At 71.1% G+C, this 13,061-nt stretch carries 14 protein-coding genes and 2 pseudogenes; 8 read left to right on the forward strand and 8 right to left on the reverse strand.

Annotation, left to right across the window (positions count from 1 at the left end; all coding sequences use genetic code 11):
- Positions 1-345: 345 nt before the first annotated feature.
- Positions 346-1,545, reverse strand: coding sequence for a trans-sulfuration enzyme family protein (locus ACWDEN_RS17115; RefSeq protein ID WP_450859543.1), 1,200 nt, complete (start codon positions 1,543-1,545; stop codon positions 346-348).
- Positions 1,546-1,605: 60 nt separating this feature from the next.
- On the opposite strand from ACWDEN_RS17115, the gene ACWDEN_RS17120 reads away from it, so the two are divergent.
- The gene (locus tag ACWDEN_RS17120; RefSeq protein ID WP_351613406.1) at positions 1,606-2,091 is read left to right on the forward strand and encodes an Lrp/AsnC family transcriptional regulator; all 486 of its coding nucleotides are present in this window, start codon (positions 1,606-1,608) and stop codon (positions 2,089-2,091) included.
- Positions 2,092-2,143: 52 nt separating this feature from the next.
- Positions 2,144-3,835: a DUF885 domain-containing protein gene (locus ACWDEN_RS17125; protein WP_450859544.1), complete on the forward strand. Its 1,692-nt coding sequence runs from the start codon at positions 2,144-2,146 to the stop codon at positions 3,833-3,835.
- A 9-nt stretch (positions 3,836-3,844) separates the two neighbouring features.
- Here the strand turns inward: ACWDEN_RS17125 and ACWDEN_RS17130 are convergent, their stop codons facing one another.
- A complete protein-coding gene (locus ACWDEN_RS17130; protein ID WP_450859545.1) occupies positions 3,845-4,687 on the reverse strand; it encodes an SDR family oxidoreductase in 843 nt (280 codons plus the stop codon).
- A 586-nt stretch (positions 4,688-5,273) separates the two neighbouring features.
- Between ACWDEN_RS17130 and ACWDEN_RS17135 the strand changes: the two genes are divergently transcribed.
- The 4 genes from ACWDEN_RS17135 (at position 5,274) to ACWDEN_RS17150 (ending at position 9,059) form a co-directional block, all read left to right on the forward strand.
- On the forward strand, positions 5,274-5,945 hold the full coding sequence (locus tag ACWDEN_RS17135; protein ID WP_450859546.1) for a hypothetical protein: 672 nt from the start codon (positions 5,274-5,276) through the stop codon (positions 5,943-5,945).
- A gap of 193 nt (positions 5,946-6,138) precedes the next feature.
- Positions 6,139-6,405, forward strand: a complete 267-nt coding sequence (locus ACWDEN_RS17140; RefSeq protein ID WP_351613413.1) for a ferredoxin — start codon at positions 6,139-6,141, stop codon at positions 6,403-6,405.
- Entirely contained in the window at positions 6,395-7,786 is a 1,392-nt protein-coding gene (locus ACWDEN_RS17145) for an NAD(P)/FAD-dependent oxidoreductase (protein ID WP_450859547.1), read from the forward strand. The genes ACWDEN_RS17140 and ACWDEN_RS17145 overlap by 11 nt, the downstream gene beginning before the upstream one ends.
- A gap of 34 nt (positions 7,787-7,820) precedes the next feature.
- Positions 7,821-9,059: a cytochrome P450 gene (locus tag ACWDEN_RS17150; protein ID WP_450859548.1), complete on the forward strand. Its 1,239-nt coding sequence runs from the start codon at positions 7,821-7,823 to the stop codon at positions 9,057-9,059.
- A gap of 6 nt (positions 9,060-9,065) precedes the next feature.
- Here the strand turns inward: ACWDEN_RS17150 and ACWDEN_RS17155 are convergent, their stop codons facing one another.
- Complete coding sequence (locus tag ACWDEN_RS17155; protein WP_351613421.1) at positions 9,066-9,581, reverse strand: immunity 21 family protein; 516 nt, start codon at positions 9,579-9,581, stop codon at positions 9,066-9,068.
- 26 nt (positions 9,582-9,607) lie between these two features.
- Entirely contained in the window at positions 9,608-10,093 is a 486-nt protein-coding gene (locus tag ACWDEN_RS17160) for a rhodanese-like domain-containing protein (RefSeq protein ID WP_351613424.1), read from the reverse strand.
- Between the two features lie 94 nt (positions 10,094-10,187).
- On the opposite strand from ACWDEN_RS17160, the gene ACWDEN_RS17165 reads away from it, so the two are divergent.
- On the forward strand, positions 10,188-10,634 hold the full coding sequence (locus tag ACWDEN_RS17165) for an Lrp/AsnC family transcriptional regulator (RefSeq protein WP_351613426.1): 447 nt from the start codon (positions 10,188-10,190) through the stop codon (positions 10,632-10,634).
- Between the two features lie 12 nt (positions 10,635-10,646).
- Here ACWDEN_RS17165 and ACWDEN_RS17170 read toward each other — a convergent pair.
- The 4 genes and pseudogenes from ACWDEN_RS17170 to ACWDEN_RS17185 all read right to left on the reverse strand — a co-directional run.
- Positions 10,647-10,850: pseudogene (locus ACWDEN_RS17170) on the reverse strand (SbcC/MukB-like Walker B domain-containing protein); the annotation flags it as partial.
- 121 nt (positions 10,851-10,971) lie between these two features.
- Entirely contained in the window at positions 10,972-11,292 is a 321-nt protein-coding gene (locus tag ACWDEN_RS17175; RefSeq protein WP_450859549.1) for a hypothetical protein, read from the reverse strand.
- Positions 11,289-12,200, reverse strand: coding sequence for a site-specific integrase (locus tag ACWDEN_RS17180; RefSeq protein ID WP_450859550.1), 912 nt, complete (start codon positions 12,198-12,200; stop codon positions 11,289-11,291). Before ACWDEN_RS17180 ends, ACWDEN_RS17175 begins: the two co-directional genes overlap by 4 nt.
- Positions 12,201-12,242: 42 nt before the next feature.
- Positions 12,243-12,398 (reverse strand): annotated as a pseudogene (locus ACWDEN_RS17185) (hypothetical protein); the annotation flags it as partial.
- A gap of 439 nt (positions 12,399-12,837) precedes the next feature.
- Here ACWDEN_RS17185 and ACWDEN_RS17190 point away from each other — a divergent pair.
- Positions 12,838-13,032: a DNA-binding protein gene (locus ACWDEN_RS17190; protein WP_450859551.1), complete on the forward strand. Its 195-nt coding sequence runs from the start codon at positions 12,838-12,840 to the stop codon at positions 13,030-13,032.
- The last annotated feature ends 29 nt before the right edge of the window (positions 13,033-13,061 follow it).

Here is a 13,061-nt window from a genome sequence, read left to right on the forward strand (position 1 = left end):
CATGGCCAAACTCACGGCCGGACCCGGGATCCGCTGCCCCCGGCAGGATCTGCATCCACGGCCTGAGCCGACGGCCGAGGCCGGACTCAGGTCCGAAGCCGACCATGGCCAAACTCACGGCCGGACCCGGGATCCGCTGCCCCGGGGCAGGATCTGCATCCACGGCCTGAGCCGACGGCCGAGGCCGGGATCTGCGGCCGGATCCGGGGCGCCCTCTGAAGCCGGCCGCGTCATGAAGCTGCCGCAGCGGCGCCCAGCCGCAACGGCGGTGTCCGGCGGTGCCCCACTCACCCCACGCACCCCCGCTCACCCCAACTCAACCGCGCCCCCACCGGCCGCCGCCACTCAGCGCACCGCCTCCCGCAGCGGCAGCGGGGTTCGGACGGGCTCGCCCAATGCCTGGTCGAGGTCGGACCAGAGATCGTCCACGTCCTCCAGCCCCACCGACAAGCGCAGCAGCCGGTCGCTCACCCCCGCACCTCGCCGGTCGTCGGCGTCGACGATGCGGTGGCTGATGGAAGCGGGGTGCTGGATGAGCGTGTCGACGCTGCCGAGGCTCACCGCCGGGGTGACGAGCCGGACCCGGGAGATGACCTCGTGCGGATCACCGTCGACCTCGAAGGCGATCATGGCACCGCCGATGCGCGGATAGTGGACGCGAGCCACGCGCGGGTCGGCCGCGAGCCGACCGGCCAGTTCGGCGGCGTTGGCGGACGCGGCCCGCACCCGGACCGGGAGCGTGGACAGTCCCCTCAGCAGCAGATAGCCGGCCAGCGGATGCAGGACGCCACCCGTGGCGAACCGTATCTGCCGTAGCCGCCCGGCGAACTCCTCGTCGCAGGCGACCACTCCGGCCAGCACATCGCCGTGACCGCCGAGGTACTTGGTGGCGCTGTGCAGCACCAGGCGGGCGCCGTGCTCGGCCGGGCGTTGCAGCACGGGCGTGGCGAAGGTGTTGTCGGCGAGCAGCGGGACCGAACCGCAGGCGTGCGCGACGGCCCGCAGGTCGACCTCGGCGAGGGTCGGGTTGGCCGGGGACTCCACCATCACCAGGCCGGTGTCCGGGCGCAGCGCGTCGGCGATGCCGGCCGGATCGGTCCAGGTGACCTCGGTGCCGAGCAGTCCCGCGGTCAGCAGATGGTCGCTGCAGCCGTACAGGGGCCGTACCGCCACCACATGGCGGAGGCCCATCGCCGAACGAGCCAGCAGGACCGCGCTGAGCGCCGCCATCCCGCTGGCGAAGGCGACCGCGGACTCGGTGCCCTCCAGGCGGGCCAGGGCGGTCTCGAAGCGGGCGACGGTCGGGTTGCCCAGACGGCCGTAGACGGGCGGTCCGACCGGGTCGGCGCCGTCGGTGGCGAAGGCGTCGATGCGGGCGGCCTCACCGCGGCTGTCGTACGAGGGGTAGGTGGTCGACAGGTCGATCGGCGGGGCGTGCAGGCCCTGGCGGGCGAGATCGTCGCGGCCGGCGTGCACGGCTTCCGTGGCCGGGGCTCTCGTTGCGGTGCGTACGCCGTCGTAGGCACCGGTGCTCGCTGTGTCCATGCGCGGAAGGGTGAACAGTGAACGGTTCACCGGATTCGAACACCGTGCTACGTTCGGCCCATGGCCGAATCTGTCGTACTGGATCCGGTGGATCTCCATCTGCTGCGACTGCTGCAGAACGACGCCCGGACCACCTACCGTGATCTGGCCACGCAGGTGGGCGTGGCGCCGTCGACCTGCCTTGACCGGGTGACCCGGCTGCGCCGCTCCGGCGTGATCCTGGGCCACCAACTGCGACTGGATCCGGCCAAGCTGGGGCGCGGGCTCCAGGCGCTGCTGTCGGTGCAGGTACGGCCGCACCGCAGGGAGCTGGTCGGACCGTTCGTGGAGCGGATCCGGGCACTGCCCGAGACGCGGACGGTGTTCCATCTGACCGGCCCGGACGACTACCTGGTGCATGTGGCCGTCGCGGACATGGCCGATCTGCAGCGGCTGGTGCTCGACGAGTTCACCGCGCGGCGCGAGGTGGCCCGGGTGGAGACCCGGTTGATCTTCCAGCAGTGGGAGTGCGGGCCACTGCTGCCACCCGGCCACGCCCAGAGCTGAATCCCGCCATACGTGGGTGACGGCGTGATCCTTCTCGTACGAGGATGGGCCCATGTCTGAGACCAAGAGCCCGCTGCCCCGCCAGGTGGCAGACGCGTACGTGGACGACCTCATCGCCCTCGACCCGGTCACCGGTACCTACCTCGGTGTGAAGGAGAGTTCGAGCCGGCTGCCCGACTACTCGCCCGCGGGCCAGGCGGCCCTCGCGGAGCTGGCGCGGACCACGCTGGCGAAGCTGGACGAGGCCGAGCGGCAGCCGGGGGCGGACAGTGACGCGGAACGGCGCTGCGGGCGGCTGCTGCGGGAGCGGCTGACCGCGGAGCTCGCCGTGCACGAGGCCGACGAGCACCTGCGCGCGGTCGGCAACATGGCCACGCCGGGCCACTCGGTACGGGACATCTTCACGGTCACGCCGTCCCAGACGGACGAGGACTGGGCGGCGATCGCCGAGCGGCTGCGCGCGGTGCCGGGAGCGCTGGCGGGCTACCGCGAGTCGCTGCAACTCGGCCTGGACCGCAACCTGTTCGCGGCGCCGCGGCCGACGGCGACGTACATCGAGCAGCTCACCGAGTGGACGGACACGGACGGCAAGGGCCGCGGCTGGTACGAGGACTTCGCCGCCGCCGGGCCCCAGGCGCTGCGCGCGGAGCTGGACGAGGCGGCCCGCGCGGCGACCGGTGCCCTGGTGGAGCTGCGGGACTGGCTGCGGGACGTGTACGCGCCGGCGATCGAGGGCGCCCCGAACACGGTGGGCCGCGAGCGGTACGCGCGCTGGTCCCGCTACTTCAACGGCACCGACCTCGACCTGGACGAGGCGTACGCGTACGGCTGGGCGGAGTTCCACCGGATCCTCGGCGAGATGAAGCTGGAGGCGGAGAAGATCCTGCCCGGCGCCGAGACCCCGTGGGTGGCGCTCGCGTACCTCGACGAGCACGGCCGGCACATCGAGGGCGTGGAGGAGGTCCGGGAGTGGCTGCAGGGCCTGATGGACAAGGCCATCGAGGACCTGGACGGCACACACTTCGAACTCGCCGAACGGGTGCGGAAGGTGGAGTCGCGCATCGCCCCGCCCGGCGGTGCGGCGGCCCCCTACTACACGGCACCGTCGGAGGACTTCTCCCGCCCCGGCCGCACCTGGCTGCCCACCATGGGCCAGACCCGCTTCCCGGTCTACGACCTGGTCTCGACCTGGTACCACGAGGGCGTGCCCGGGCATCACCTCCAGCTCGCGCAGTGGGCGCACGTGGCCGGGAACCTCTCCCGCTACCAGGCGACGATCGGCGGGGTCAGCGCCAACGCCGAGGGCTGGGCGCTGTACGCGGAGCGGCTGATGGACGAACTGGGCTACCTCACGAACCCCGAGGAGCGGCTCGGCTATCTGGACGCGCAGATGATGCGGGCGGCGCGGGTGATCGTGGACATCGGCATGCACCTGGAGCTGGAGATTCCCGCCGACTCGCCGTTCCACCCCGGTGAGCGGTGGACGCCGGAGCTGGCGCAGGAGTTCTTCGGTTCGCACAGCAGCCGGCCGGCGGACTTCGTGGAGAGCGAGCTGACCCGGTATCTGACGATTCCGGGTCAGGCGATCGGCTACAAGCTCGGTGAGCGGGCCTGGCTGCTGGGCCGGGAGAAGGCGCGCGAGCGGCACGGCGAGGCGTTCGACCTGAAGGCCTGGCACATGGCGGCGCTGTCGCAGGGTTCGCTGGGCCTGGACGACCTGGTGGACGAGCTGGCCCGGCTCTGACCGCCGGCGTCAGCGCCGGAATCCGCCTTCCGAGTTGATGACCTCCCCGGTGATCCAGCCGGCCTCGTCGGTGGCCAGCCACGCGATGAGGCGGGCCGGGTCGTCGGGGAGGCCCCAGCGTCCGCCGGGAAAGCGGGCAGCGACGGCGGCATGGGCCTCGCCGGTGGCGTAACCGGTGTCCACCGGGCCGGGGTTGACGGCGTTCACCGTGATGCCGTGCTCGGCCAGCGGGCCGGCCAGGGAGCGGGTGATCGAGGCGAGGGCGCCCTTCTGGAGGGCGTAGGCGATCTCGCCCGGCATGCCGCCGCCGAGGTCCTGTCCGGAGGTCATCAACACCACCCGCCCGCCGGGAGTGCCCTCGGGCAGCAGGGCGCGCGAGCGGGCGTAGGCCTGGACGAGCAGCAGGACCGAGCGGGTGTCGACGGCCCAGTGCGCGTCGAGCATCGCCGTGTCGATCTCGTCCAGGGTACCGTCCGAGCCGCTGAGGGCGTGGTTGGCGACGAGGATGTCCAGCCGGCCGAACTCACCGACGACCGAGTCGATCAGCCGCGCCGGTTCCGCCGGGTCGGCGAGGTCGCCGGGTCCGGAGACGACGCGGGCCCCTGCATCTCCCAGCACGGCACGCACGGAGCCGACGACGGCCTCGGGGCTGTCGGCACCCCACGGCATGGCGGCGTCGTGCGGCACATGGTGATGCAGATACACACTCGCCCCGTACGCCGCCAACCGCCGCGCCACCGCATGCCCGATCCCGGCCCGCCGACTCGCCCCCGTGACAAGGGCGGTACGACCGCACAGGGGCAATGGGTCGCGCCGCAGGACTTCCGGGGCGGGGAGCTCGTTCGCGGGCATGGCGGATCACCTTAGGGGGCGAGGGAGCTCGGCGCGAGCGAATTCGTGCGGGTCGATCGCGTCACGAGCGGGTCCGGGCGCGTCGCGATGGGGGGACGGGGCAAGCCGGTCCGGAGCGGGGCGCGGAGCGAGGGCGCCGGGTGCGGGCCGGCACGTGCCGGGCGCGTTGCGAGCGGAGCGAGGGCGTTGCGAGGGGAGGGCACGGGCGTTGAGAGGGGAGCATTGCGAGCGGGGGCGCGCGGGGCGAAGGCATTGATGAGCAGGGGCTGGGCGACCGGATCCGAGGCTGTTCCGGGTCCGACGGCGCGGGGGGCCGGGTCCAGGCGCGTCCGCGCTCTCGGTGACAGCCGATCCTGACGCGAGCGATTGCGGCGCCGCCGAGCCGACTCGGCCCACGACCGCACGCGCACCCCGCCCGGGCCGGCGGTCCGGGGCCGCAGGCAGTGCCGTAGCGGCCCGGGGTCGTAGTCGTCACGGCCCGTCCCGTCGGACCGTCGGTCGCTCGGCCGTCCGGCCGTCCCCGGTGGCGTGAGTGGTGCGGGGGCCGAAGCTGGTGCCGGAGGCGGCGCGGAGGAGGTGGGACGGGATGCGGCAGAAGGGGCAGCGGGCGCTGGAGGCGCCGCGGGCCGCCGGGCTGGCGGGTGTCGCGTTCGCGCTGCTGATCAGCGCGGCGATCGTCCTGATCCGGCTGGGCATTCCCGAAGGAGCCAACGCGGTCACCGCGCGGGGATTCACGGACCCCGCGCGCCGTGACGCGGTCCGTTCGGCCCTCGCGCTCGTGCCGTTCGCCGGGATCTTCTTCCTGTGGTTCATGGGCGCCGTACGGGCGCACCTCGGTGCGCGCGAGGACAAGTTCCTCGCCACGGTCCTCCTCGGCAGCGGACTCGTCTTCACCGCCACACTGTTCGGCGCCGCGGCCGCCGCGAGCGCCGTCCTCGCGGTCGCCCACCCCACCGAGCCGGCGCCGGCGCCGGCCTCCTGGGACTTCGGCCGTCATGTCGCGTACACGCTGATGACGGAGTACGCCATGCGGATGGCGGCCGTCTTCGTCTCCTCCCTGTCGGTGATCGGCCACCGCCTGGGCGTCCTGCCGCGCCCGCTGACGATCCTGGGCCTCCTGACCGCCCTCGTCCTGCTCTTCGTCGCGTCCAACGTGCCCTGGGCGGAACTCGTCTTCCCCGCCTGGTCGCTGCTGATCAGCGGGTACATCCTCGTGGCGAGCGGGCGCGCCCGCCCCCGTACCGCGGTGGACGCGTGACGGACGGAGTGCGCCGGCACCCGTGACGCGAAGGGGTCCATGGGGAAGGGTCCATGAGCTCGAATGGGCATGCCCGACGGGCGAGGCGGCCGTACCGCCCTCATGCTGACAAACGGGACATGACCGCCGTCCGGGGATGCCGCGCGACTCGGCCGGCGCCACCGGACCTGGCCATCGGGAAGGCGGAGCGCCGATGCGGCTCGTCGTCGATCTCAACAAATGTCAGGGCTACGCCCAGTGCGCGTTCCTCGCGCCCGACGTCTTCGCCATGCACGGCGACGAGGCGCTGATCTACAACCCGCACGCCCCCGAGGAACAGCGGGAACGGCTGGCGCGCGCCGTCGCCGCCTGCCCGGTGCAGGCCATCACCGCGGACGGGCTGGAGGACAAGGGAGACACGGGAGGCACCGGAGACAAGAGAGACACGGGAGGCGTTAAGGAGGCGTCGGATGGTCACTGACTACCTCGGCCGGCTCAGGCGCGAAGGCCGGATCGTGATCGTCGGCGCCTCGCTGGCCGGCCTGCGGGCCGCCGAGACCCTGCGCGCCGAGGGCTTCGCCGGCGAGCTGACCCTGGTCGGTGACGAGCCGTACGAGCCGTACGACCGGCCCCCGCTGTCCAAGTCGGTCCTGCTGGGGATGGCGTCCCCGCACCACACCGAGCTGCCGCACCGCCGGGAGATCGACGCCAAGTGGCGGCTCGGTGTCCCGGCGACCGGTCTGGACATGACGGCCAAGCGGGTCCGGCTGGCCGACGGGGACGAGGTGGAGTACGACCGGCTGCTCATCGCGACCGGCGTGCGGGCCCGGCCCTGGCCGAAGGAGGAGGAAGCCCGGCTGGACGGCGTCTGCCTGCTGCGGACCCGGGACGACGCGGCCGATCTGTACCGGCGGCTGAAGGCCGGGCCGCGCCGGGTGTTCGTGATCGGCGCCGGATTCGCCGGTTCGGAGATCGCCTCTGCCTGCCGGGAGATGGGCATCCCCGTCACCGTGGCGGAACGGGCGGGCGCGCCGCTGGTGGGCGCGCTCGGCGGCGTCATCGGCGCCGTCGCCGCCGACCTGCAGACCGAGAACGGCGTGGACCTGCGCACGCGTGTCACGGTGACCTCGCTGGAGGGCGACTCGGTGGGCAGGGTGCGGGCGGTCCACCTGTCCGACGAGAGCGTCGTCGAGGCGGACGTGGTCGTGGTCTCGCTGGGCTCGCTGCGCAACACCGACTGGCTGGCCGGGTCGGGGCTGGGCGCCGGGCCCCGCGGCATCGCCTGTGACGCGGGCTGCCGCGCCTTCGACTTCCGGGGCATCGTCACCGACGACGTCTTCGTGGCGGGTGACGTCGCGCGCTCCCCGCACGCGCTGTTCGGCTACCAGTTCCTCTCGCTGGAGCACTGGGGCAATGCCGTCGCGCAGGCGGAGACGGCCGCGCACAACATGATCTGCCCCGGCGCCGACCGGCGGCCGCACCTGTGGATGCCCGCCTTCTGGTCGTCGATGTTCGGCGTGAACATCAAGTCGGTGGGCGTGCCGCCCATGGGCGAGCAGCTCATGATCACGCAGGGTTCGCCCGCCGAGCGCCGGTTCGTCGGCGTGTACGGCTACCAGGGCCGCGTCATCGCCGCCGTGACCTTCGACAACACCCGGTGGCTGGAGTTCTACGCACGGCAGATCGAGCGGGGCGCGCCGTTCCCGGTGGACTACCCGACGATGGACCGCCGTCCCGAGGGCAGGCAGCCGGTGGCGGCCGACTTCCCCGACCCGTCGCTGCCCACCCACGGCCCCACCGTGACCCTCAGCGGCTACTCACCGGCCGACCAGCAGCTGGTCTTCCACCCCGTCCGGCACTGACCGCCGCCCGACGCCGACGTTCCAAGGACTTGTCATGACGCAGGCCTCGCTGTTCCGTCAGATCACCGACTTCGCCAACCGCGCCAACCCGTACCCGCTGTACGAGGAGCTGCGCAAGACCCCGGTCCTGCACGAGGAGGAGGGCGGCCCGTACGTCTTCAGCTCGTACTACGACATCGAGGCCCTGCTGCACGATCCCCGGGTCAGCTCCGACTCCGCCAACCTCGCAGCCGCCGGGGAGGACCCGCTGGCCCAGTCGGAGGAGACGGGGGGACTGCCGCCGTCCTTCCTGCGGCTCGACCCGCCGGAGCACGACCGGCTGCGGCGCATCGCCAACAGTGCCTTCGGGCCGCCGCACCGGCCGCGCCGGGTCGAGAACATGCGGGGCGACATGGCGGCCGTCGTCGCCGGGCTCATCGACGGCTTCGGAGACGCGCGGCAGATCGACCTGGTCGACCAGTTCGCCTATCCCTTCCCGGTGACGGTGATCTGCCGGCTGCTCGGGGTGCCCCGGGAGGACGAGCCCCGGTTCCGCGCCTGGGTGGACCCGCTGGTCGCCAGCCTGGACCCGGAGGCCCGCGAGAACCCCGACCCCGAGTTCGTGAAGCGGGCGCAGGAAGCGCGGATGCAGCTCGGGATGTACCTGGCCGAGCTGGTCGAGCAGCGCACCAGGGAACCCCAGGACGACCTGCTGTCCGACCTGGTCAGCGGCCAGGGTCCGGACGGTGCCATGACGATGATGGAGGTGCTCAGCACCGCGGTGCTGCTGCTGATCGCCGGTCACGAGACGACCGTCAACCTGATCACGAACGGCATGCTCACCCTGCTGCGCCACCCGGACGTCCTCCAGCGCCTGCGCCAGGACCCGGCGCTGTCGGTGCGGATCGTGGAGGAGCTGCTGCGCTACGAGCCACCGGTACAGATCGTGCCGCAGCGCACCAACATCACCGACATCGAGGTGCGCGGGGTCACCGTCCCCAAGGGCTCGCGGATCTGGCTGGTGCTGGCCGCCGGCAACCGCGACCCCGAGCGGTTCAAGGACCCCGATCGGTTCGACCCGGACCGCGGGGACATCCAGCATCTCGGTTTCGGCAGCGGCATCCACAGCTGCTTCGGCGCTCCGCTGGCCCGGCTCGAGACCCAGATCGCCCTGGCCGAACTGGCCCGGCGCCTGGAGAATCCCCGGCTGGTCGAGGACCCGCCGCCGTACCGGCAGAACGCGGTGCTGCGCGGCCCCCGGCATCTGAACATCGCCTTCGACGGCCTGCGTTGACCTCCGTCAGTGCGCGACACGTCTGAGCTGGACCAGCCCGACCCAGGTCTCCGGTCCCGGCTGCACGTACGCGGAACGCACGGCGTACGTGCCCGCCTCCAGCGGCACCCGGAGGTGTTCGCTACGGCCGGCCCTGTCGCCCGGCCAGGCCGAGTCGAACAGCAGCACCGGACCGGGCACCCGCCAGCGCACCTCGCTCCCCCACACCGCCGCGTCCAGGGCGGCGGGCACCCCGGCGAGGAGTTCCGCCTCGGAGTCGGCGGCGGACCACCGTACGAAGGTGTCGTGGTCCGGCAGGTACGAGGTGGAGGCGGGTTCGTCGCCGAACACCAGGGCCGCGCTGTCGCCGACCGGCAGCAGACCGATGGGCCCGTCGACCTCGCACGCCCGGTCGTAGTCGGTGTCGAGTTCCTCGCTGTCGGCGCCGGCCCAGAACGGCAGCACCGTCTCCGGGACGGCTATCAGCGGGCCGCCGCCCGATTCCACCCACTCCAGCGCGCCTGGATCCGCGTATCGAGCCATGGGCAGAGAACCTACACGGGCGCCGGTCAGCAGCCGCACTCGCCTTCGACGGGTGCGGTCAGCCGGTCGGTGTCGCGCTGTTCACGCCCCTGCCAGGTCTCGTAGGCGAAGCCCTCGCGCGCCCAGTACTCGAAGCCGCCGAGCATCTCCTTGACCTGGTAGCCGAGTTCGGCGAGGGCGAGGGCGGCGCGGGTGGCGCCGTTGCAGCCCGGACCCCAGCAGTACGTCACCACCGGCACGGCAATATCCAAAAGCTGCCCGGCCTGTTCGGGGATGAGGGCGATGGGCAGGTGGACGGCGCCGGGGATGTGGCCCTGGTCCCAGGACTCGGTCGAGCGGGAGTCCACGACGACGAAGCCGGGGTCGCCGCCGGCCGCGAGCGCGGCGGCCACGTCGGAGACGTCGGCGTGGAAGGCCAGGCTCGCGCGGAAATAGGCGGCCGCCTCGGCGGGGGCGGCGGGCGCGACGCGCAGGACGGGATGCGCGGAGATCCGAGTGGTCTTGGTGATCATGACTGGAAATTTACGGCCCCGAGCCCGCTCCCTGAAGAGGAATTCCACGGCACACCCCTTGTTCCCACCGGGATTTCCCTGCTATCCATCCGGGATGACCGTGTATTCCCCGGACGCCACCGACTGGCGCATTCTCGAGGTCCTCCAGCGGGAGGGGCGCGCCAGCTACGCCGAGCTGGCACGGGCCGTCTCCATGTCGCCGAGCGCCGTCACCGAACGGGTCCGCCGGCTGGAGGAGGCGGGCGTGATCCAGGGGTACGCGGCGGTCGTGGACCCCGAGCGGCTCGGGCTGGCAATCCTGGCGTTCGTACGGCTGCGCTACCCGAACGGCAACTACAAGCCGTTCCACGACCTGGTGGCCGCGACGCCCGAGATCCTGGAGGCGCACCATGTGACGGGCGACGACTGCTTCGTCATCAAGGTCGCCGCCCGCTCCATGGCACACCTGGAGGAGATCTCCGGGAAGATCGGCGCGCTGGGCTCGGTGACCACCAGCGTCGTGTACTCCTCACCGCTGCCCCGACGCGCACTGGGCCGCTGACCCGGTACCTGGTCAGACACCCCGCTGCCGCAGCACGGACCCCGTTCTCCCCTTCACGACCTCCAGCTGGGCATGGATCCGCCGCCGCAGGTCGGCCACATGGCTGACGATCCCGACGCTGCGGTCGCGTTCGCGCAGGGAGTCCAGGACGTCGAGGACCTCGTCGAGGGTCTGGTCGTCGAAGCTGCCGAAGCCCTCGTCGATGAAGAGGGTGTTGCAAGATCGAATGCTCCGGGCACACTAGCTCTGACCAGGCAAAACAGGGTACGAAAAGCCCCTCGGAGTGATCTCCGAGGGGCTCTCTTGGTGGCAGGGGGACAAACGGGGGACGGCGCGATCAGGCGGCGCCCAGCGCCTCGTCGCGAGGGGCGGGGCGTACGACGCGCAGATGCCGGTCGCTTGTTTCTTCGTCGACCGAGGCGGTGGTCGCCCCTTGCTCTATTCCTTCTTCGTCGTGGACTGGGGCGGGGAGTTGCATGGGGTGTGCCTTGGCTGCCAGGGCTTGCTCATCCGTGGGTTTCTCGACGCCGTTGCGGCGTGGTACCAGGTCAAGGGGTGCTTTGGCGGCGGCCTGTTCGAACTGTGGCAGCAGGCTGGTGTAGGTATCGGCAGTGAGTTGGTAGCTGCTGTGGCCGAGCAGGGCTTGGATGGCCTTCATCGACAGGCCGGCGGCCAGGCTGAGGATGCGGCGCAGTGACGCAGATCGTGCAGGCGGACCGGCGGGAGGCCGATGCGCTGGATGAATCTCCAGAAGGCCTGTGAGACGTTTTGGGGGTTGCGAGGGCGGCCGTCGGGCCGGGTGTAGACGTAGCCGGAGTCGACGTGCGGACCGTACTTCGTGGGGTCTTGGCGGTGTTTCTCCTCCCATTCGACGCGTTGGGCCTTCTGTACGTCGCGCCAGGCTGTGAGCAGAGCCAGCGTGGCGTAGTCGAGGGCGATGGCACGACGGCCGCTGCGGCTCTTGGGGGTGTCCTGCCACATGTTGTAGTTCGAGTCGGTGACGAGTTGCCCCGAGACGTGTGCTACGCCATTGGTCAGGTCGAGTTCGGTCCAGGACAGGCCTGTTGCCTCGCCGCGGCGCGGTGCCCGGTAGACCATGAGGTGCCACATGATGTACATGGGGTGGTTGACGGCTGCGTCGAGGAACTGGCCGGTCTGTTCGGGGATCCAGACCATGACGGGTCCGGGCTTCTCGCCGGTTTCGCGCCAGCGAGCTACGCGCTCGTCGGTCCATACGAGCGGTTGGGGGCGTTCATATTTGGGGAGGACGACGAGCTTGGCCCAGTTCTGGGTGATCAGTCTTTCGGTTACCGCGCCACCGAGTGCGGCGGAGAGGCAGTCGAGGTACCTCTTCTGCGAGGCGGGGCCTGTGTTCTGGCGGGGCTTGGCCCGGGCTTCCTTGAGGGCGGCGCGGGCCTGGTCCCATGCCTGGCGAAGTTCTGGCGGCCGTGGGGTGGGGGCCTGTCTCCAGGCAAGGTAGGCGGCCTCGCATTCGATTTTGGCCGGCTCGGCCGCTTCCTGGTTGGCCTTCTTGATCTCGCTGAAGGCCCATATCTGCTGGAACATCTCCTGGATGTGGCGGTCGCGGAGATCGCGGAGTGCGAGGTGGCCGAGGGCGGGTTTGAAGATGCGGTCGATGAAGTCGCGGTAGCCGAAGCGAGTTTTGCGTTTGAGGTCGACGCGCTTGGCGTGCCAACGGTCGAGGTACTCGGAGACGGTTTCCTTGGTGTCGACGGCGATGCCGCCCTGGGCCTGGTCCCACAGCTTCTGTGCTGCTTCCTTGGCTTGGTTCTGAGTGAGGAAGCCGCCCTTGCGGGGGCGTCGGCGCTTGCCGCCGGGGCCGTCGGGGAGCTTGACCTAGTAGTACCAGGTGCCGTGATCGCGTTTCTTGAGCAGGGGGCAGGTGGAGCCCAGTTCGCGCCTCTTGGGCTTGCCGTTCGCGTCGAGGACGGGCTGTCCTTCGTCGTCGAGCTTGGGTTCGGTGCACTTGCATCGCTTGTAGGTGCTGCCGTCGAACACGTGGGATCCCCCTGAATGTGCCGGGTTATGCCTTACGTGCCCTGATCATGCTGTAGCGAAGGAGACGCTTCCTTGGGCGCCGTATGCTTCCCGCCAGGTGGCGCGGGGAAGAGGGATGTGACCACCTTTGTCCTCATCTGCGGTTGCAGCTACGGAGCGTGACGGTTCTGGCTCGCGTGGCGGCATGTCAGTGGAGGAGGTGCTGGCATTGCCCGCTGCGGTGAGCGTGGTGACGGCCGCCAAGGCGTTCGGTATCGGGCCGGACAAGGCATATGAGTTGATCAAGAGGGATGAGTTCCCGGCGGGGACGATCTCGCTGGGATCGACGCGGAAGGTGTCGACGGCGAGTCTGTGGGAGGCGTTGGGCCTGCGTCGCTGAGATGAGCACTCACCTATACGGCTCGATCA

This window comes from Streptomyces sp. NPDC001153 (genome assembly GCF_053598315.1).